The 18,386-nt window shown below is 55.0% G+C and carries 13 protein-coding genes, 1 tRNA gene and 1 pseudogene; 9 read left to right on the top strand and 6 right to left on the bottom strand.

Going from position 1 to position 18,386, the window contains the following annotated elements; all coding sequences use genetic code 11:
• The 3 genes and pseudogenes from AC6T8Q_RS07950 to AC6T8Q_RS07940 form a co-directional block, all read right to left on the bottom strand.
• A pseudogene (locus tag AC6T8Q_RS07950) lies at positions 1-184 on the bottom strand (ATP-dependent Clp protease proteolytic subunit); the annotation flags it as partial.
• A gap of 161 nt (positions 185-345) precedes the next feature.
• Positions 346-1,875 (bottom strand): trigger factor, encoded by a 1,530-nt coding sequence (gene tig / locus AC6T8Q_RS07945; protein WP_500678559.1) that lies wholly within the window; start codon positions 1,873-1,875, stop codon positions 346-348.
• 209 nt (positions 1,876-2,084) lie between these two features.
• Positions 2,085-2,157, bottom strand: a tRNA-Gly gene (locus tag AC6T8Q_RS07940).
• Positions 2,158-2,372: 215 nt separating this feature from the next.
• On the opposite strand from AC6T8Q_RS07940, the gene AC6T8Q_RS07935 reads away from it, so the two are divergent.
• The 3 genes from AC6T8Q_RS07935 (at position 2,373) to AC6T8Q_RS07925 (ending at position 6,851) form a co-directional block, all read left to right on the top strand.
• Positions 2,373-2,687: a hypothetical protein gene (locus tag AC6T8Q_RS07935; protein ID WP_500678558.1), complete on the top strand. Its 315-nt coding sequence runs from the start codon at positions 2,373-2,375 to the stop codon at positions 2,685-2,687.
• A 71-nt stretch (positions 2,688-2,758) separates the two neighbouring features.
• Entirely contained in the window at positions 2,759-4,162 is a 1,404-nt protein-coding gene (locus AC6T8Q_RS07930; protein ID WP_500678557.1) for a WS/DGAT domain-containing protein, read from the top strand.
• A gap of 193 nt (positions 4,163-4,355) precedes the next feature.
• Entirely contained in the window at positions 4,356-6,851 is a 2,496-nt protein-coding gene (locus AC6T8Q_RS07925; RefSeq protein ID WP_500678556.1) for a beta strand repeat-containing protein, read from the top strand.
• 5 nt (positions 6,852-6,856) lie between these two features.
• On the opposite strand, the gene AC6T8Q_RS07920 is transcribed toward AC6T8Q_RS07925, so the two are convergent.
• Entirely contained in the window at positions 6,857-7,165 is a 309-nt protein-coding gene (locus AC6T8Q_RS07920) for a hypothetical protein (protein ID WP_500678555.1), read from the bottom strand.
• Between the two features lie 370 nt (positions 7,166-7,535).
• Here AC6T8Q_RS07920 and mch point away from each other — a divergent pair, with 370 nt between their 5' ends.
• From mch to AC6T8Q_RS07890, 6 genes are all read left to right on the top strand, one after another.
• Complete coding sequence (mch, locus tag AC6T8Q_RS07915) at positions 7,536-8,492, top strand: methenyltetrahydromethanopterin cyclohydrolase (protein ID WP_500678554.1); 957 nt, start codon at positions 7,536-7,538, stop codon at positions 8,490-8,492.
• 1 nt (position 8,493) lies between these two features.
• A complete protein-coding gene (locus tag AC6T8Q_RS07910) occupies positions 8,494-9,363 on the top strand; it encodes an ATP-grasp domain-containing protein (RefSeq protein WP_500678553.1) in 870 nt (289 codons plus the stop codon).
• A gap of 10 nt (positions 9,364-9,373) precedes the next feature.
• Positions 9,374-11,491: an SHD1 domain-containing protein gene (locus AC6T8Q_RS07905; protein ID WP_500678552.1), complete on the top strand. Its 2,118-nt coding sequence runs from the start codon at positions 9,374-9,376 to the stop codon at positions 11,489-11,491.
• Positions 11,492-11,675: 184 nt separating this feature from the next.
• Positions 11,676-12,332 (top strand): hypothetical protein, encoded by a 657-nt coding sequence (locus AC6T8Q_RS07900; RefSeq protein WP_500678551.1) that lies wholly within the window; start codon positions 11,676-11,678, stop codon positions 12,330-12,332.
• A gap of 35 nt (positions 12,333-12,367) precedes the next feature.
• The gene (locus AC6T8Q_RS07895; RefSeq protein WP_500678550.1) at positions 12,368-13,990 is read left to right on the top strand and encodes a flotillin family protein; all 1,623 of its coding nucleotides are present in this window, start codon (positions 12,368-12,370) and stop codon (positions 13,988-13,990) included.
• Between the two features lie 59 nt (positions 13,991-14,049).
• On the top strand, positions 14,050-17,037 hold the full coding sequence (locus tag AC6T8Q_RS07890; protein ID WP_500678549.1) for a VWA domain-containing protein: 2,988 nt from the start codon (positions 14,050-14,052) through the stop codon (positions 17,035-17,037).
• Here the strand turns inward: AC6T8Q_RS07890 and AC6T8Q_RS07885 are convergent.
• A complete protein-coding gene (locus AC6T8Q_RS07885) occupies positions 17,034-17,849 on the bottom strand; it encodes a class I SAM-dependent methyltransferase (protein ID WP_500678548.1) in 816 nt (271 codons plus the stop codon). The genes AC6T8Q_RS07890 and AC6T8Q_RS07885 overlap by 4 nt on opposite strands.
• Positions 17,809-18,381, bottom strand: a complete 573-nt coding sequence (locus tag AC6T8Q_RS07880) for a WcaF family extracellular polysaccharide biosynthesis acetyltransferase (protein WP_500678547.1) — start codon at positions 18,379-18,381, stop codon at positions 17,809-17,811. The genes AC6T8Q_RS07885 and AC6T8Q_RS07880 overlap by 41 nt, the downstream gene beginning before the upstream one ends.
• Positions 18,382-18,386: the final 5 nt, after the last annotated feature.

The raw sequence follows: 18,386 nt of genomic DNA, 5'->3' as shown, positions 1-18,386 counted from the left end.
GGCGGTTTTCGCTCTGGAAGTACAGCTGGTTGTTCACCAGCTCGTTGGCGTTGCCGTCGTAGATCTCGCCTTGCAGGAAGATCACGCGGTTTTCGAGCAGCAAATCGCCAAGCGTCATTTGACGTTGGCGCTGGTAATCCCGCATAGCCGCGGCCATCTGCGGGTCAACCATGGCGGCAGCCATAAAGGCATTGTCGCGAGGGGGTCTGGCGGGGGACGATTCGAATCTCATATCTACTCCTTACAGATGCCAATCGCTCCTTCGCTTTCAAGCCGCTGGCGGAAGCCAACGGTGAATCAGAGCGTTGCACGTCCAATTATTTCCTTAGCTTGCCCGAGGGCAAATCACGCCTCACTGCTCTCAGCAACGGCTTCTTTTGCTTCGGCTGCCGCTTCCTTCGCTTCGGGAATCGAAGCCGCGGCTTCGCCACCACCAGCGGCGAGATGCAAGGCTTCAACATCCAACTTCTCGGGCTCGTACGGCTTGTCGGTGAACTTGGCGTTCTCTTGCACAAGCTCGAGCACCTTGCGTTCGATGATCTGATTTTGCAGCACGTCCATCAGGCCGCGCTTTTCGATTTGAGCACGCACCCGACGGGGCGATTCGCCACTTTGCATCGCGATCAGGAAGATTTCCTTTTCGAAATCCCCTTCTTCGGCTTCGATGCTTTCTTCTTCGGCGATGCGCTCAAGAATGAAGTGCTCTTTCAAGCTGCGAGCCGTCGAGGCCGCGCTGTTTTGGCGAAGCAGGTTTTCGCGGGCGCGAATTTCAGCTTCGCTGAAACCGGCACGGCGTAATTCCATGACCGTGCGTTCCAATTCGCGGGCGCTTTGACGTTTCAGCAAGCCGGGGGGCAAATCCCAGTCGGCGGCCTTGGTCAGCAGGGCCGAAATCTGCGAGCGAATCTTTTGTTGTTGATCGTATTCGAGCTGACGCTGCAAGTTGGCTTTGATCGCGTCCTTGAGATCCCCTTCGGTCTTGAAACCACCCATTTCCGAGAGGAAATCTTCGGTCAGTTCTGGCAGCTTCAACTTCTTGACTTCCAAGACTTCGAAATCGACCTTCACCTTCTTACCACGCAGTGCTTCGTTGGGAGCGTCTTGCATGAGCTCGACTTCCGCCGAGCGGCTATCACCAGCTTTGACGCCAGCCATCAGCTTGTCGAAATCCTTGATTTCGCCGTCACGGAAACTCAAAGTCGGGCGAATCCGTAGCACGCGTTCTTCTTCTTTTTCAAGCTGCTCGCCATCGTAGCTCGTCGAGAGATTCACGGTGAGGAAGTCCCCTTCGCTGGCCGCGCCGTCGAAAGGAACCAATTGGCCGAAGCGGGTCAGCATCTTTTCCAAGTGCTGCTCGACATCGGCGGGGGTGAACTCGCGGACCGGGCGTTCCAGCTTGGCACCCTTCCACTTGGGCATTTCAAATTCGGGACGCACTTCAATATCGAACTCGAACGTCATCGGCCCGTCTTCGGGGACTTCGATGGAATCAAGTTTCAAATCGGGCTCGCTGATCGCGGTGAACTTCTGTTCGTCGCTGATTTGGCTCAAGCTGTCGAGCAACAACGAGCCTTTGATCTGTTCGCCCACTTCCTTGCGGAATTTGCTTTCCACGAGCTTGCGGGGGGCACGGCCAATGCGGAAGCCCGGCACATTGGCCGAGGGCATCAATTCGCTGTAGGCATCGTTCAGATAGCGGTCGATATCCTCGCGCGAAACAGTCACGGTCACGTGACGCTCGCAGGCGCTGGGGCTGGCGATTTGAACCTCGAGTTTCAGCGGCGTGCTTTCCTCTTCGCCCCCTTGTTCGATGTCGGCCGGTGCTTCGGCGGTGAGGGTGTCGGATTCCAGTTCGTCTTGTTTCTTCTTAGCCATGGTCTTGCAGCCTAAAATCGTGATTTTCGGGGCCCTACGAGGTAAGGCAGCCTCTGAAAAAAATCAAAGCCCGCGACCAATTCTGCCCACTCTGCGGGAAGGCAATAATCGGGAGGCGGGCTCCAAAAATGCAGATTCTTGTGGCAATAATCCCATCAAAACGGATCTTTTGTACTCAAAAGTCCGGCTTTGATGGGATTATTGCCGAGAGCGGGTGATCGGGTTCGAACCGACGACAACGACGTTGGCAACGTCGTGCTCTACCAACTGAGCTACACCCGCAGCTTGGTTTGCGGAAGCAACCCTCCCTGACGGGAAGGTCCCCCACAAACAATCTCCGAATTATAGGCCCCTCACGCCATCACGCAAGGGGACTCACGGGCCACAAAACTCGTGAAATTGCAGAGTTTAGGACTTGGGGATTCCGGCGAGCCTCCTGCGTAAGCAGGGGGAGATATTAGTGGTCCCCGCCTCGATCCCGAGGTTACGATAGGTCCATGCTGCTGTTCAAGAAAAAATTCTTGCCCGCCATCCGCGCCGGTGAAAAGACGCAGACCATCCGGTTGTGGAAGCACCGCATGATGCGCGACGGCCAGCGGAGCTACATCCCAGGTGCGGGTTACATCACGATCGATCGCGTCGAGCAAGTGGAGCTCGCCAACTTGACCGATGCCGATGCGATCCCCGATGGTTTTCCGACTGCCGATTCACTGCGACAAGAACTCGACGCGCTCTATGCCGACAAAATGGCCGCAGGATATCAGGCCTACCGCGTGGTGTTTCACTTGCAGGAAGCAAACGCCCCCGGTTAACCCCCGCGGCGGATGCCGGTGCCGTGGCGCGTAATATACAAGAATGAACTCGATTTCCTAGAATGGGTCTCGTGTCAGACCAACTCTTGCCATTGGCCCCGTTCGAAGAGTACATGCTCTGCGAAGATACTCCTTCGCATCCCATGTGCTTTTTTATACGACTCAAATTCACGGGGTCCTTAGATACTGCGTTACTCGATGAAGCACTGGCTCAAGCTGTCGCGCGTCATCCCCTCTTATCTTCAGTCGTTGTCCGAAACGGTCGCAATCGTCTCTATTGGCAGCTCGCCGTTGAGAATGTCGCCCAGGTGAAATGGCAAACAGAATTGCTTGATGGTCAAGCACCTGCCGCCGCGAGTATTGACCTTGAGAATGAGACGGGCGTGAGGGTCTATGGCAGCCAGTCGACAAGTCGTGTCGAACTTTTGTTCCAGTTCCATCACGCTTGTTGCGATGCCATCGGAGGACTGCAACTGATTGAAGATATGTTGCTTTGCTACGCCCAACGTCTCGGTAAACGCGCTGATGAGGTTTCTAACAAAGTTCTGCCGTCTGACTGGCGGTTAATCGATCCGCACCGTTTAGCTCGGCGAGCCAAGTTCGGACTCACGCGGTGGCAGTTGTTCGCAAAGCTCAAGCAGCAAGCCGTCGGATTGATTGGAGCATGGCAATTTCTGATGCGGACTCCCGCGGCGTTGAGTGATGCCACAGCCCGTGGTCACGAGTCGGTATCTCCATCTTATCCCGCCGCTTGGTCCGCCAATCTCCCCAACACCGCCACCGGGGCGTTGTTGTCCCAGGCCCGGCTAGCAGGCACAACGCTGAACAATTGGCTGATCAGTAAGTTATTGCCTACCCTGGCTGATTTCCGCCAAGCACGCAACGCAGACTGCGATCGTGATTGGCTGCGTCTCTCAATTCCCATGAACTTGCGTCGCGCGGACGATGAATATCTCTCTGCTGCCAATGTAGTCAGCATGGTATTTATCGACCGCCGAGCCGCTGATCTCGCCGACGAACAGAAGTTGCTTCGAGGTATACAAGACCAAATGCAGCAGATCAAAGACTTGGAACTAGGTCTGACGTTTCCATTGTCACTACGCTTTTTCACATCTTTACCCGGTTATCAAAAGCGGATGCAGCGGATGAGCAAAGATGGCCGCTGCCGCTGCACAGCGGTGCTTAGCAATTTGATGTGTCCGCTGAGCAAGATTTCACTCCCTCGCCGCGAAGGAAAAATTATGCTGGGCGAATGCGCACTCACCGGCATCGAATTTTTACCACCCGTGCGACCCGGCACGGCCGCGGCCTTCGGAGTCTTAACCTACGCCGATCAACTGAGCGTTGCTCTGCATTACGATCCCAGCTGCCTTACGCACACCGAAGCTCAGGAGCTGATTCACGGCTTTGTTACTCACTTACTCGAATCCACCACAGATCGCAATTCAGGAGTTGCCATTCAACCCTGGCAGTAGCTATCGTACGAAGAGCCAACGGCAGCTGTCTGAAATTCAACCAACTGGCGGTTCGCTGTAGCTTTGCGATTTGGTGGTGTGTATTCTGCTTAGAGCAGCTGCACATACGACCTCGCGGCTATTAAAGAATCGACCCGTCGTTGCTCATTCTTCCAATACCGTTCAAGCGCTCCCAGCACTGTTCAAGGCACCCATGACTCATCATATCCGCTCGATCCACGCTCTCCCTGCGCCCGCATTCAGAATATTCTGCCTTTCGTTGCTAGTTGTCTGGGTAATTGAGGCACCCTCGATCGCGGCCACAAAAACTTGGACCGGCGGTACGAGCAACGATTGGAGCGTCGGCAGCAATTGGTCGCCCGCGGGAACACCTGTCGGTGGCGATTCGGTGGTGCTGCCAACGGGGGGAGGTAATCGCACGATTAATCTTGCCGGCAATCGCAGCATTGTCGATCTGACATTTAACAGCACCAACAACTACCGGCTCTCCAATAATGAGCTCACGCTCACCAGCGGTGACATTACCAGCTTGTTAGGGGGCAACCACCGCATCGACAGCAACGTCGTCATTGCCGATCAAGCGGCCTGGAGCATCGCCAGCGGCACACTTACCGTCACTGGGTCGATCAACACGGCCACGCCAACGATTTTCGGAATTCACAAGTCAGGTGAGGGGTCGCTTGAGTTTGGTAACATAGGTTCCAACAACAGCATTCGTAACCTACTCAACGACGGGGGCAAGACCGAGTTCCTGGAAGGAACTTATTCGCTCACAAGCCAATCGTTCGACGCCAATTCGGCCATGTACATCGGGGCTGGAACGGTGACCGTTTCTAAAAATGCCAACATCGTGGGAACCTCCGGAGGAAATCTTGTCATCCAATCTGGCGGATCAATCGCTTCGAGTCTCGTCATCACGGGAGAGGAGACTGAAGTCGCCACATTCGGTCAGGTTTTCCTGGGCTCGAGCGGCTCGGTAGCCAACAGCATCACGGTGGAAAATCAGGCAACCCTGCGAGACATCGGCCTGATCGTGAACGGTTTCAACGGCAATTCTTCGATGATGATTCGCGACCGCGGAACTGTCGAAGCAGGCTCAATGGCAGTCGGGATGCTCACTGGAGTCAGCAGCACTCTCAACATTGAAAACGTCGATTCGTCAGTCACAACTACATTCCTTGCCCTGGGTGGCTTCAATTCAGCACAAAAAGGTGGCACGGGCACCGTGACGATCACCGACCGCGGCTCGCTCGGTGTGACCGGCGAGCTCAGATTTTTCTCCTCAACGAGCTCGCTCACCATCGACTCGGCCACCGCGACCGTTGGGGCATTGACCAACGAGCCCGGCGTTTCGGGAAGCATCAAGATTCGCAACACTGGCGGCACACCCGCGCTCACTATCAATTCGCCTGTGAGCGGAGCGTTCACCTTTGATGGCGTCATCTCGAACAACGGTGGCTCCGGCGGCATCTTGAAGCAAGGCCTCGGCGAGCAAGTTTTCACCAAACAGCAGACCTTCACGGGTGGCACACGCATCGAAGCCGGCACGCTTACTCTCGGTACAGCCAACACGCTGGCCCCCACGGGGCCGATTACAGCAACCGGCGGCACGCTCAATCTCGGTAACTATCCGCAACAGGTAGGAGCCGTCACATTGCAAGGAGGCACGATCTCTGGTGGCACGAACGGCATTCTTTTGCCAACGTCACTCGCTCTCCAGTCGGGAACCATTTCCGCCCCCACATTCACCGGCACGGTCAACAAAACAACTGGCGGCACCGCAACGCTGAACGCTCCCATCTCGGCGACTGCCTTGAACGTCAACGCCGGAACACTTGTGCTCGCTCAGGGGGCCACCGCTGCCGTGCAAGTCAACGGGGGGACATTAGATCTCACAGGAAATGTGTGGGGCAGTCTGACGAGCGCTCCTGGCAGCTCGATCGTTCTGAGCGGCGCGACTCTTGTAAAAGGTCCGGCAACAATCGCAGGATCGCTTACTGTCGGCTCGTCGACATTCGTGAACGACTCCGCCCAGCCCCTGGTTGTGGCGAACGTGTCGTTGGATCGTGGAACTATTGTCGCCAGTCAATTGGATGTTACAGGAACGTTCGCTGGCGGTGGCTTGGTCGCTGCTCCTGTTGTCTTTGAAAATCTCTCGACGCTCAAGATCGACCTTGGCGGCACGACTCAAGGAATTGAGTACGATCACCTCGATATCAGTGAGGCGCTCACGCTTGGTGGAATGCTCGATGTGTCATTGCTCGGTGATTTCGCGCCCACCGCCGGGATGTCGTTCGATATCCTCGATTGGGGAACTCTCACCGGCAATTTCGCCGCGATCAGTCTCCCCGAACTCGAGGGCTTGGCCTGGGATCTCAGCGACTTTTATCAAACGGGAACTCTTTCGGTCGTCGCGGTGCTCGCGGCCGACTTCAATCTCGACGGTGAGGTCAATGGCGAGGATCTCGAGATTTGGCAAGCCGGCTTCGCCACGGGAACCACACGCGCTCAGGGCGATGCCGACAGTGATGGCGACGTCGACGGGCGCGACTTTCTTGCCTGGCAACGATTGGCTGGCGGATCACCCGATCTTGGTGCGCAAACAGCATCGGTCGTCACCGTGCCGGAGCCCAACAGCTTGGTACTTTTATTGGCCGCTATGAGTGCGCTGGCTTTCTGCAAGCGCTAACTTTATCATCGCCGACAAACGACGAACAATCCCAACAGCGAGCACATGGCCAGCGTTCGCGGTTCGGGGATTCTGTCGCCGTAGACGGTCAATTGCAGTGTGATCTCAAAACTATCTGCGGCGTCGGTGATACGATTCGTTAGAAGTGACGCGTCGCGCAGCAACGCGGAGCGAGTTGTTTTCCCCTCCGCGGATTCAGCGTCTCCGCATGAAAATTCTTCTTCCAAGTGGCCAAAGATTTCAGAAGATTTGGCCGCGCGATTGTGGTAGAAGAGACTTTGGACGATGGACTGTAAGGATTGTCTACCGTCCACGGTCTACAGTCCCTCGGTCAGCTTTGCAACATTTAAAAGGCTGCAAACCAAGCAAACCTCGCAAAGCTCGCAAACCTGAAGAACATGTAGGCCGGAACAAGCTCCGCGCAGTTCCGGCACAGAACACGTGTTGGGCAAGCCATGCCGGAACTGCGCACCGCTTGTTCCGGCCTACACCTAACACATGCACAAGCCGTGTGAATGTGGAGGCTAGATTCTTCGGTCGCCTAGGCTCTCTCAGAATGACTAAATACGAACCACTGACAAAATCAAAATAAACCCTGCCAAGTTGGAAGAGTTGGACAAGTTGGACGTCTTGATCCGAAACCTGCGGCTACCGAAAACATGATCCGTCCGTTATCCTGCGAACATGGGAGAAAATGAAACGATTCACTTGAATTCACGCACCGCTGAGCTGGTCCGCGCGATTGTTCATCGCACCGATGTCTTTGACATTCGTGTGGAGACCGCCGCGTGTGGCACCACGCTCGTGGACTTTGGCATTAATGCGCCGGGCAACCGCCTCGCGGCGATCCATCTCGCGCAGGTTTGCCTTGCCGATTTGGCGAACGTTGTGATCGATGATTCGACGCAACCCTGGCCCACGGTGCGGGTCGAGACCAAGCATCCCGTCGAGGCGTGCCTCGCTTCGCAATACGCGGGCTGGGAACTCAAGGGAGAAAAATTCTTCGCCATGGGTTCCGGGCCAATGCGAGCCGCCGCCGGACGCGAGGCGTTGTTCAACGACATCGGCCACCGCGAAACGGCCACCGAGTGCGTCGGCGTGTTGGAAGCGAGTAAGTTTCCGCCCGACGATGTGTGCCGCGAGATCGCCGCGAAGTGTGGCATCGAACCGGAGCAATTGGCGTTGCTGGTCGCCCCCACACATTCGTTGTGTGGCACGGTGCAGATCGTCGCCCGCAGCGTCGAGACCGCTTTGCACAAGTTACACGCATTGGAGTTCGACCTCACGCGAATCGCATCGGGACGCGGCATGTCACCGTTGCCCCCGCTCGCCAAAGATGACTTCGCCGCGATCGGTCGCACGAACGATGCGATCCTTTACGGTGGCGAAGTCGTGCTGGAAGTGACGGGGGACGACGAATCGCTCCGTGAGATTGGCCCCAAGGTTCCGAGCGCCGCGTCGAGCGACTACGGCCGGCCCTTCGCGGAAATCATGGCCCATTATAATAACGACTTTTATCGGATCGATCCGCTGCTGTTTAGTCCCGCGGCAATCGAGTTGGTAAACGTCGACACTGGCAATAGTTTTCGTTTCGGTGAAGTGAACCACCAAATGCTAACACGTTCCTTTGATGGCAGTTGATATGCAAATCGCCATCCTTGGAAACGCTGGCAGTTGGTACACAAACGACCTCACTCGCGCGGCGGGTGCTAAGCATGAGATTATCCCGATTCGATACCAACAACTGGCTTCGACGGTTGGTCTCGCTACGACAGTTCATGCAGGCGACGTATCACTCAACGAACTCGATGCCGTGCTAGTGCGGTCGATGCCGCCGGGCAGTTTGGAGCAAGTGATCTTCCGTATGGATGCACTGGCGAACCTTGCGGCCTCGGGTGTGCAAGTCGTCAATCCACCCCGAGCAATCGAAGTGGCCGTTGATAAGTATCTGGCAACGACGCGACTTGTTGCGGCGGGATTGCCCGTTCCCCAAACGATCGCCTGTCAAACGGTCGAGCAAGCGCTCGCGGCGTTTGAATCCCTTAACCGTGATGTTGTCCTCAAACCACTGTTCGGCAGCGAAGGCCGCGGCATCGTGCGGATCAGCGATCATGCGATTGCCTTGCGTACTTTCAACGCACTCGAGCAAGTTGGCTCCGTGTTTTACTTGCAAGAGTTTGTCGAACACGAAGGTTGCGACCTGCGACTGCTGGTCATTGGCGACGAAGTGTTGGGTATGAAACGCCGGCATCCCACAGATTGGCGGACCAACATTAGTCTGGGTGCGATTGGCGAACCGCTGAAAGTGACAAGCGAACTGGCGGAGCTCGCCCATCGTGCCGCCAACGCGGTTGGTGCTCCGCTGGCGGGAGTGGATTTGCTCCCCGCACGGGATGGCCGGTTGCTGGCGATTGAAGTGAACGCCGTCCCCGGCTGGCGAGCGCTCGCGGAAGTCACCGGCGTCGACGTCGCGGCGAAGGTGTTAGGGTTTTTGTCGCGAGGCAATCAGTGAGATATTATTGATGTTTGATTTTTCTTGGACTATAACGGATGGATACTTCACTCCTCTCGTATGGTGGGGCAAATCTTTGCATTCGTTTCGATTACTAGCTGCTTGCCTATGCGGTCTCTGCCTTGCTGATATTGCCCAGGGCCAAGAAGCAAGAATATGGACCGATGCCAGCGGCAAGCACGAAATTCGTGCGAAGTTTATCGACGTCGTCGATGGGCAGGTTCGACTCGAACGACCTAATGGGGATATCAGCCGCATTGCCGTCACCAAGCTGAGCAAAGCCGATCAAGAATACATTCGACAAGCCGCCGGAGAGCCAGCGAGTGAACCTAGCCCAACGGCAGCGGCCACTGCAGGACCAAGTGGGTTGCAAATCGGAGATCGCGTGGAAGCCGAGCATTTCGGCAAGTGGCAATTGGGGACAGTCACGGAAATCGACTACAAATGGAATGACGTTAAAGTGCGTATTGACGGCGAATCGGACATGAACTGGACGGTCGACGTTGAGGACTTGCGATATCCAGGCACGAATCAGGAACCCGTCTTGATTAAGCCTGCCGGGCCGGAGAGCACACTCAAGACTGTTCGGCCCGATTACGACGACATGGATCGACTGGTGGCCGATGGTCAGGGTAAGGACCGTATTGCCGCAGATCCCTCCCCTGACCTCAAATTAAGCTGGCAACCGCGGAGTGTTCGACTGCCGGGGACGCAAGATTTCTTTGAGAATCCGAGCGACTTCGAGATCTCGCCCAATGGCGATCCCGTCGCGTTGATCGTCTATGCAAATAATCATGATGAGGAGGCGTTCCCACGGGTTGAGTTGATTGACATGCAAAAGCGCCGCGTGGTGACAAGCGGCCCCGCCCCGCGTGGGACAAGTCGTTTAGCCATGTCTCCCAGTGGCAAAAGAGTTGCAACTCTCCCGGGTGACCACCCAGACAAAGAAGATGGGCTGATTCACTTCTGGGACATTAACGGCTCGAAGATTGAGCATTTAATTGGATTTTCACCCTATGTGATGAATGCTTGGCCCAATGCCGACCCTTCGTGGGCCGAGTGGCTTGATGACAAACACTTCTTTACCGTTAACAAGGAAGGGCAATTACTTCTTTGGGATGTGGAAAAGGCCAAGGCGAAGTATGAATTGTTGATCGACCGGGGCGGTCTTCCCACGCTGTCGCCGGGACACAAATATTTGGTCGTACCCACCAGTTCTGGCGTTCAGTTTTACGATGCGGCATCGGGCGAATTTCTGGCGCTGCTCGGCTCAGAGGACTACACACGTGCCGCCTTGGGATTTTCACCTTCTGGGCGTCAATTGGCTTCCGCAGCGAACGGCTTTATTGACATCGTTGATGTCACGACGGGTGAACATACACGCTCGTTTCCGTACGACGAAAAGGCATGGGTTCAAGAAGTCAACTGGATCGACGAGGACTATCTGCTGACGGATACGGGCATGCTAATTAATGTGCCCTTACGGGTCATTGCCTGGAAATTCGAAATGCCTCCGCGAGTTGCTTCGCACACTTTTGGAAAAACACATTGGATCCTCGTGGGCAATCATCAAAACAAGAGCCAAATTCTCACTCCCTTGGAACTGCCACCGCCTGAGGCGGAAAGCGCCATCAAAGGTCTCGACAGTGAAGAACTCTTGATCGTCAAGCCAGGTGCCTCTGTCTCGATCGATGTCCAAATTCCCGAAGACAGTTTCCTTGCTGAGGACGTTAAAAATGCACTTCGCACGGCATTGGAGAATGCGGAGATGAAAGTCGCCGAAAACCAGCCGTTAAAAATTGTGGCTCGGATGACGCACGGTGAAACTCAGCAGGTCCGATATCACCTGTTTGGAAGATTTGGGCGTGATCCTGGCGAAACCGTGAGCGTCACCAATCGTGTTTACGATCTCGAATTGCAACAAGATGGCGTGACAATCTGGAAAAGGAACGCCGTTCATTCGGCCCCTCATCATATCAGGATGGAGAGGGGAGAATCCATTCAAGCTGCCATCGAGCGAATCATGAAGCCGCGGGCCGAGAATTTTGCGGGGCGTTTGCCTTCCTATGTGGTGAAACCGGAGTTTAGTGAACCGCTAGGGAGTTCCAAGCTCTTGCCGGGTTTTTAGCATCGGTTGGTAACTACCAAACTGACCTTCAAGCGAAATTGCACTGAAATCGCCGGGAAAGCTTTGGTTCGAATTCTGGCAAGATCGCCCCATTTCAGGCGAATACTCTGCAAACGGGTTCCGTGCAGTCTACAATGGAGGCACTCACTTCCAGGTACGGGCACGGCCTAAGGAGATGGCTGATATGTTACACCTCATTTTCCTCATCGCGGCAGTCATTGGCGGGACGGTCATGGTCTGCCAGTTCGCGCTCACGCTCATGGGCATGAGCGGCGATACAGACGTTTCTGATGGAGATTTTTCTGGCGACGTAACTCAATCCGGTGAATTCACAAGTGTAGGCGACCTTGGAGTCGATCATCAGACTCCACTTGGACATGCTGGTGATGCAGATTACCAACATCCCGATAGCACTTGGCTGTTTGGGGTCCTGTCGTTCCGCACCTTGATCGCCGCAGCGGCGTTCTTTGGTATAGCCGGCGAAACGGCGCTCAGCGCGGGTTACACTGAAGGGATCGCATTCGCGATTGCGTGCCTGACTGGTATCGCCGCAATGTATGGCATGTACTGGCTGATGCAGGGCCTGTCGCGGCTCACGTCATCGGGTAATGAACGAATAGGACTGGCGGTTGGCAAACAGGCCACCGTCTATGTTCCGATTCCCGCTGAGGAACGCGGGTTGGGCAAAATTCAGCTGACTCTGCAAAATCGCACGATCGAGTATCAGGCCGCGTCGTTGGAAACGGCGCCGCTGAGAACGGGAGAAACGGTCGAAGTCGTCGGCATTAAGAATAGTGATACCGTGACCGTGCGCAGGATCAAAGAAGTCGTCAACGCTTAGCATTTCAAAGAATTCAATCGGGGGAGAACTACGCAATGAACAATCTCATTCTCTTGGCTGAGCTGACCCTAACGACCAAGTTTGGTCTCATGGCGCTCGCGGGTATTGTGGCGATGGTCTTCTTCTCCACGATCATTCTGCTCAAGTCCAACTACAAACGCTGTTCCAGTAACCAAGTGCTGGTGATCTTTGGTAAGACCAAACAAGGTCAGGCTGCCAAGACCGTGCATGGCGGCGCGGCATTTGTTTGGCCCCTCTTTCAGGATTATCAATACCTGAGCCTCGAACCGATTCAAATTGAGATTCCACTCCGTGGTGCTCTCTCGATGGAGAATATCCGCGTCAACGTGCCGAGCGTGTTCACGGTGGCCATTGGCACGGCTCCCGAAGTGATGACGAACGCTGCGATCCGTTTGCTTGATCTCTCGACGCAAGATATCCGCAAGCAGGCCGAAGAAATCATCTTCGGCCAACTACGGCAAGTCATCGCGTCGATGCAGATCACCGACATCAATCGCAACCGCGATACTTTCCTGGAGCATATTCAAAATTCGGTCGAGCCCGAGCTTAAGAAGATCGGTCTTGTGTTGATCAACGTCAACATCACCGACATCACCGATGAAAGCGGCTACATCGACGCCATCGGTCAGAAGGCGGCCTCGCAAGCAATTCAACAAGCTCGCGGCGACGTGGCTGATGAAGAGAAGCAAGGCGAAGTTCGCGTGGCCAATGCCAATCGCGAACGTGCCATTCAGGTGGCCAGTGCCACCAAGGAGCAGCAAATCGGCACTCGTGATGCCGAACGCGAACAAGCGACGCGTATCGCTGAAATGGCCAAGTTGCAGTCCGTTGCCGAACAGTCGGCAGCGTTTCAGCGCGATACCGAGGTAAAGCAAGCCGAACAGCAAATGCGTATTACGGTGGCCCAGGCTAACGCCACCGCGGTTGAAGGGGAAAACCTATCTGAGGCCAAGATTGCCCAGTCTCAAGCAACTTTGTTGATGGAACGAGCCGACGCCTATCAACGGGGCGAATCACGCAAGCGTGAAGCCGAAGCCGCGGTGCTGGAAGTCCAAAACCGCGCAATGGCCAAGGCTGCTCTCGCGGAAGCCGAGAAGATTGAAGCCGAAGAACGGGCCAAACTCGAAGCTCCCGCCAAAGCCCAAAAAGCTCGTATTGTGGTCGATGCCGAAGCCGAGGCGGAAAAGATTCGTTTGGAAGCCGCCGGTGAGGCAGCGGCCATTTACGCCAAGCTCGAAGCCGAGGCTCGCGGCCAGTACGAGATCCTCGCCAAGAAGGGCGAAGGCCTAAAGATGATTGTCGAAGCCTGCGGTGGAGCCAAGGAGGCGTTCCAGCTCATGATGCTCGAGCATCTCGACACGCTTGCTGAAAGCTCTGCCAAGGCGATCTCCAACATCAAGTTCGACAAAATCATCGTCTGGGAAAATGGCGGGCAGAATGGCCGTTCCAGCACGGCAGACTTCTTGCACAAAATGGCAGGTACCTTGCCTCCCATGATGCAGGTAATGCGGGACATTGGCGGGATCGAAATTCCCGAAAGCCTCGCCAAACTGGCCGGTGAAGACGAAACCGTCGAGCACGTCGGAAATGGACGCATGCCTACGCCAAAACAACCGTCTTCGACTGAGACGAAATAGGCGAAGCCGAGGGGAGAGCGTAGAATCAATGTGACGAACGTCACTCTGGAACAACATCTATGCCCTTCTCGATCAGCTTTCAAGAACCGCTGTGGCTGTTGCTACTCGCACTTGTGCCGGTGGTTTGGATCGTGTCGCAGCGGAGCATGGGCGCTCTCGGCGGCTGGCGGGCTTTGCTGGCAAACATTCTGCGGTCGCTCGTGCTGACGGGCATTATCATGGCGCTGGCCGGTCCGCAGTGGAACCGATTCAGCGAGAACGTCTCGGTTGCCTATCTACTCGATCAGTCGGAAAGTATTCCGGCCGAGTATCGCGACGAGATGCTCCGCTATGTGACCAAGAATGTGAAACGTCACCGTCAGGAAGCTAAAGGGGATCGCGCGGCCGTAATCGTCTTTGGCCGTGATGCGGCTGTAGAGTACCCGCCGGTTGAATCGACTCCCGATGGCCGCAACATCGAAACGTTGGTGGACCCTACGGCTACGAATTTGGCCGACTCGCTGGCGAAGGCCGCGGCGCTACTGCCTAATAACTCTGCCCGTCGGGTAGTGCTCGTCACGGACGGAAATGAAAACATCGGTGCCGCCAGTCGGCAATCGCAACAGCTCGCCCAAGCCGGCATCGGTGTGGATGTTGTTCCCACGCCGACGGGCGGTCAACAGGACGTCGCCGTGGAAAGCGTCGCGGCTCCAAGTTCCGCTAAAAAAGACCAGCCACTGGAAGTCCGTGTTGTTCTTAACAATCAAGGCGATGTTCCCGCACCCAGCGAAGGGAGCTTGCGAATCGTCCGCAAATCGGGTGGACGCGAAGAAACGATTGCCGAAGAGCAGATGACCCTACCAGCGGGAAAAACAGTTTTCACGTTCCGTGAAACACCCACGGAATCCGATTTCTACGTCTATGAAGCTCGTTTTATTCCCGACAAGCAGGGCGAAGATCGTTTCCTGGCGAACAACGTAGCAACTGGCTTCACCGACGTGCGGGGCAAAGGCCGGGTGCTTTTGCTGGAAGATTATCAGCATCCTGGCGAGTTTGATGCACTTGTTGAAAGCCTGCGTAAAGAAGGGATCGACACCGACGTCGTCGCGAGTGACCGGGCGTTCTCGTCTCTTGCTGATTTGCAGCGTTACGACAGCGTGATCTTGGCCAACGTACCACGTATAGCTAGCGATACCGCTGGATCGTTTGTGAGTCTCTCCGACGAGCAAATCGGCATGCTCGTGCAAAACACCAAGGAACTCGGCTGCGGGCTGGTCATGCTTGGTGGGCAACGTAGTTTCGGGGCAGGCGGTTGGGCGGGTTCGGAATTGGAAAAGGCTATGCCGGTCGATTTCCAAATCAAGAACGCCAAAGTGATTCCCGTTGGTGCGCTCGCACTTGTGATCGATAAGTCAGGTTCCATGGCGGGTGAAAAGCTCGACCTGAGTCTCGCTGCCGCTCGCGAGGCCATCAAAATGATGGGCCCCCGTGACTATATCAATGTCGTGGCATTCGATGAGATGCCATACAACGTGGTGCCGCTTGAGCGCGTGGGCGACGGTCGCAATGCTTTAGCACGAGTCTCCCGGATCACGATTGGTGGTGGCACCGATCTTTATCCAGGCATGAAGATGGCCTACCAATCGCTCAAGAATGCCGACGCCGCAGTCAAGCATATGATCGTGCTCACCGACGGCATGACGCCCGAAGCGGAGTTTAACGAACTTTGTCGGCAGATGCGGAACGACAAAATCACCGTGAGTGCCGTCGCGGTGGGAACCGATGCTGACCGGGCGTTGCTCGCGAGAATTGCTTCGCTAGGCAAAGGCAAGTTCTATGCAGCCCCGAATCCTCGTGCCGTCCCGAGAATCTTCATGGTAGAAACTCGCCGTATCGCCACGCCTGTGATTCGCGAGCTGAGCCCCCCAGCTGTTCCTCAGCGTATGGCCGATCACCAGATGTTTACAGGAATCGAAGGGGATTTCCCCGCCATCAACGGCTTTGTTCAAACCACAGTCAAAGAAAACTCCTTGGTCGAAGTTCTATTGCGTTCACCCGTGCCAACGGTTGAAAAGAATGCGACTGTGCTAGCCACATGGACTTATGGTTTAGGAAAAGCAGCAGCGTTTACGACCGATGCTGGCAGCTTATGGGCAAACCAATGGAAAAATTGGGGTAGTTACGAAAAGTTCTTTTCCCAGCTTGTACGGTGGTCCATGCGGCCGGCAGGGGAACAAGGCAACTACACCATCGCCACCCAAACGACCGACGGCCGAACACAAATCGTGATCGACGCGTTGGACGACGAGGATCAGTTTATCAACGAGCTCAACCTCTTTGGCAGCGTGGTCGGCCCAGATTTGAAGCCAGTCTCTTTGGCTGTCGAACAAACGGCCCCGGGACGTTACGTCGGTGAATTTGCTTCGCAAGATCCAGGCAGCTATTTCGTGACGGTTTCAACGCCCGATGGTTCGATGTTGCGCGCCGGGGTGAATGTTGGGGCTTCACAAGAGTACGGCGACTTTCAGGTCAATTTGCCGCTACTGGAGCGATTGGCAAATAACGCTCCCGAAGGAGGCCAGCCGGGTCAAGTGATTGGTACAGATGAGGAACTGCCGTTTGCCACGAAAACAGGGGCAAAGCTGGCGGAAGATCTTGACCCCTTTCGTCGCGACCTTCCTCCTTCGATCACGAGCCGCGACATGTGGCCGCCATTGGTCGTGGCTGCGTGCGTTGTATTTCTCAGCGATATCTTCATCCGTCGCGTGCAAGTTGATCTCTCGGGGCTGAAAACTCGTTTGGCCAGCGCTTTGTCACGCCGTAAAGTCGTTCATGCGCCCGCCACGCTGGCCCGGCTCTCCGCCAAGAAAGCGGAAATCCGCGAACGGTATCAACCCCCAACCGTGGATGCGCCACCCGTGAGCAACGTCGCCGTAAATAAGCCCGTGGCAGCGAAAGCTCAAACGACTAAGCCAACCGAGCCGCAAGAAAAACCTGCCGAAGAAACGATGACTTCGCGGCTGCTCGCAGCGAAGAAAGCGGTGAAAGACAATCGTTGGCGTGATTAACTCGGCAACTCCATACGACAAATCATCGTTGCCAATCGCCGAGGATTTTTGATGATGTTACGTTTCATCTTGATCACGTTATAAATGATACGAAACGGCCCTGGAAAATAGGATCGAGCACCCGTTCCCTCGATGTAGGCATACTCCGGCGGAAGGAAGCCAAAGCGCTCAGCGAATCGATCAATTGTCCGAGGCGTATTGAAGCGGAACTGGACCGGGTAATGATACTCTTCAATCGTGTCCTGCCGCCTAACAAGTTTTAGCGCGAATTCATCGAGCTTTAATTGATGACACAACTTTGTTACACGAGGTACAAAGCTATTTGCGTTGGGAGTCAAAAACAAATGCACTCCGCCAGGCTTGAGGCATCGTTTCACGGCCTGAAGATAATCTTCGGGTTTCTCGACATGCTCCATCACCATGCTGGAATAGACGATATCAAAATAATTTTCAGGGAGAACGGCGGTCTCCATCAAGGCATGTTGATAATTGGTAAACAAACCACTGGGTGCTGGTACGGACGTATCAGGTTCGATTCCCCAAAACTCGGACGCAAGTTTTCCGACCTCTTCCTGTAATTCGACACTACGACCGATCCCCTTTCCACAACCGACATCAAGCACTTTTGTTGGACCAGGCCGCCGAGAAAGCTCTCCAAGTATCAAGTTTGTCAGCACGCGCGGATAACTACTGATGTTCAGGAAATTATACTCACGCTTGAGTTGATCGAACGATAAGTCATCGTGTTGTCCGGCCATGAAATTCTTTCTATTACTGACGATACCCGATATTTTTGGCGGGATTGCCGCCAACGATTGTTCCCGCAGGCACATCCTTCACAACAACACTTCCCGCCGCAACAATCGCATTGGCTTGAATTTCAACGCCTCCTAAAAGCGTCGCACGGGCACCAATCCATGCTCCTGTGTTGACAATAATAGGCTTTGCCATAAGGTCAAAATTTGGTGAACGGTGGTCGTGGCTTCCCGTGCAAAAATAGCCATATTGCGAAACACAAACGTGGCTTCCGATTGTTACGTCTTCTATGTTGTCGATCCACACATTTTGACCAATCCAACAATGATCGCCGATTGACAACCGCCAAGGATATTTGATTCGCACGTTCGGCTTAAAGTTAACACCGTTTCCAATCGTTGCACCAAACAATCGTAATATTCTGACTTTGAAACCACTTAGCGGGAGCCAGCCACTTTCAAAAAATATAATGCTGCAATAATACCAAAGCATGCGTACCAAGAAACCACGACCCGGCTGGTATGCTGGATTGGAAAACGCACTGAGATCGCACAGCGATTGCTCCGCAATTTTATTTTGCATGGCCATGCAAT

The organism is Bythopirellula sp. (genome assembly GCF_041737835.1).
Taxonomy (GTDB): domain Bacteria; phylum Planctomycetota; class Planctomycetia; order Pirellulales; family Lacipirellulaceae; genus Bythopirellula.
This window is presented reverse-complemented; position numbering and strand designations above follow the sequence as displayed.